Annotated in this window: 2 protein-coding genes and 2 pseudogenes; 3 read left to right on the plus strand and 1 reads right to left on the minus strand. The window is 53.7% G+C overall.

Going from position 1 to position 2,310, the window contains the following annotated elements; translation table 11 throughout:
* Window positions 1-248 (plus strand): annotated as a pseudogene (locus WH5701_RS18135) (signal protein PDZ); the annotation flags it as partial.
* Window positions 230-1,156, plus strand: coding sequence for an N-acetylmuramoyl-L-alanine amidase (locus tag WH5701_RS15965; RefSeq protein ID WP_006169698.1), 927 nt, complete (start codon window positions 230-232; stop codon window positions 1,154-1,156). The pseudogene WH5701_RS18135 and the gene WH5701_RS15965, both read left to right, overlap by 19 nt.
* Before the next feature lie 23 nt (window positions 1,157-1,179).
* Here WH5701_RS15965 and WH5701_RS15970 read toward each other — a convergent pair whose 3' ends face one another.
* Entirely contained in the window at window positions 1,180-1,953 is a 774-nt protein-coding gene (locus tag WH5701_RS15970; protein WP_006169700.1) for a hypothetical protein, read from the minus strand.
* Window positions 1,954-2,068: 115 nt separating this feature from the next.
* Here WH5701_RS15970 and pgi point away from each other — a divergent pair.
* Window positions 2,069-2,310: pseudogene (pgi, locus tag WH5701_RS15975) on the plus strand (glucose-6-phosphate isomerase); the annotation flags it as partial.

The following is a 2,310-nucleotide window of genomic DNA, read 5'->3' on the forward strand; positions in this document are numbered from 1 at the left end:
TGAGGGCCAACTTGGTTGTTGGGGACGAAATCCTGGCGATCAATGGCTTCCGTGTCCGATGCATCGAAGCCGTTGCTGATCTCATGCGTAACTGTTCTGAAGTTCAGGTGTCTTTTGTGCGGCGGGGGTTGATGAAAGAAACGCTCCTACAGCCCGAAACGGCCATTGAGTCTTGGCGCTTGGACTTCGATCCTCAGGCGTCATCCAATCAATTGGCCTTACGAGAGCAATGGTTCAAAACTTTCTGAACCGTTGCCGAGAGCAACCTTTTTCGCTTTTACGACGTCATCAAAAAACTGCTCTGTCAGCACTTGCCATTGGCTCAATCGGTTTTGTCGTGCTGGGTTGGTCGCTGATTGATGGCCGGATGCTCTCGCTTGTTTTTGATCGTCCTTCGTTGTTGGAATTACTCGACCAGGTGAGTGAGGACAAGGGCACTAAGCGCAAGCCGTCTCCGCTTGGATCTGTGCCAGTCGCACCCCTTTCCCGTTCGTGGCGTTCGCCGTTGGCTCGCCAATGCTCGAGCATCGATAAAGGCATTCGATCCCGGTTGCTAACCCTCCAGAAGCGTTCAGGTTCGTGGCGCACATTTGTGCCCATTGATTCAACCAATTTTGGCAAGCGCTTCAGCGAAGACGCTTTTGGTCGTCGCCTCGATCCCTCTCCTCGGGTGATTGTTTTGCATGAAACGGTGTATTCAGTGAGTTCTGCTGTGAACACCTTTCAAACGCCGCACCCCAGAGATGAAGACCAAGTGAGTTACCACACCCTCATTAGTCGGGATGGTCGTGTCCTCGACCTGGTAGACCCACTCATGCGGGCCTATGGAGCCGGCTATTCAGCCTTCCTTGGGGAATGGGCCATTACGAATAAAAGGCTTAAGGGATCGGTCAATAATTTCGCTCTTCACCTGAGTCTTGAAACGCCATCCAGTGGTGCGCACGGTGGTTCTGGCCACAGTGGCTATTCGTCTCAGCAATACGACGCCTTGGCGCTGGTGTTATCCGGATGGATGAAAGCATTCAATCTCTCCCCAACCTCAGTCACCACTCATCGTCATGTGGATATTGGCGGTGAACGAGCCGATCCGCGTAGTTTCGATTGGTCAGCCTTGCAGGGGCGACTTGCTGCTTTGGGAGATCTTTGTGTCCCTTGAGAGAGATTGTCAGTTCGACACCCCTAAATGAAATGGGCTCGAGCTGGAGCTCGAGCCGAGTAGATCAGGCCATGCAGTTCCGGGTCTTGCATGTAACGCAGCACTCTTGCCGGGTAGTCGAGTTTGCCGTTGTGTAAGTAGCTGAGGGTTGCAATTGCTTTTGCGTCCAGATAAGAGCGGCTGGCTTGGAGCACCTCATGGGGTGAGAGGCCTAACTCACGCTTCAGTCGTTGCAGTTTTCCAGCTAAGAGCCGCACGTTTTGTTCTGGATTCAACAATTGATCCCGTGCCCAAGCAATTTCATCCGCCGTGGGCTGTGGGGAGAGTTTCTTTTGATGAATTAATTCGCTGATGCCGAGTTGGGCAGGTCCATGGGTTTTAACCAAGCCCGAATGGGCAATAAACGGCAACCCTTCCCCTGGTTTGGAATGTTGTATTTCATCGAACAAAATTGCCGTCACCAACATCGGATTCACGCGATGCCTTGCCGATTCACGAAGGATGGCTGGCTTGAGTGCTTGGAGACGGTCAAGGGTTCGCAACCGCAGGGGTTGCAGTTGATCCATCCCATCGGTGAAGAGCTGGGCCAGAGGTGTCTGGGGGCCATGCACGCCGAAACGTCGTTGGAGGATTTGCAATTCCTCAACGCTGAAATCGGCCGGATTGAGATTCCCTTCCAGCGTGGATTGCCTCTGGCCTGGTTGCACGTCGATGCCTGGCGTAGTGCGGAAGAAGCCCAGTCCGATAACTACGGCAGCACAGGCTCCTGCAGCGATAAAGCGCAGACGATCAGGCATTGAGGAGGAAGGCCAAATGCGAAGGAACTCGGATGAAACTACCCGGGGTGTCCAAGAAAGTGCGCATTTCGTCAGATCCTGGATAGCTTCAGCAGATATCAGCAGCAACTCCCCCGTGAGCTTTCCGGATTTCAGCGCTAGCGACGCTCAGATTCAATGGCAGCGGTTTTGTGATCTCCTTTGGTATCACGACGATCTTGGTTTGTGGCTGGATGTCAGCCGAATGCACCTCAATGCTTCTGAGCTTGAGGCGTTGCAACCAGCGATGGATCGCGCCTTCACCGCCATGCATGAGCTTGAGGCGGGTGCCATTGCGAATCCCGATGAAGAACGGCAAGTCGGCCACTACTGGCTGCG

It is taken from the genome of Synechococcus sp. WH 5701 (genome assembly GCF_000153045.1).
GTDB lineage: Bacteria > Cyanobacteriota > Cyanobacteriia > PCC-6307 > Cyanobiaceae > Regnicoccus_A > Regnicoccus_A antarcticus.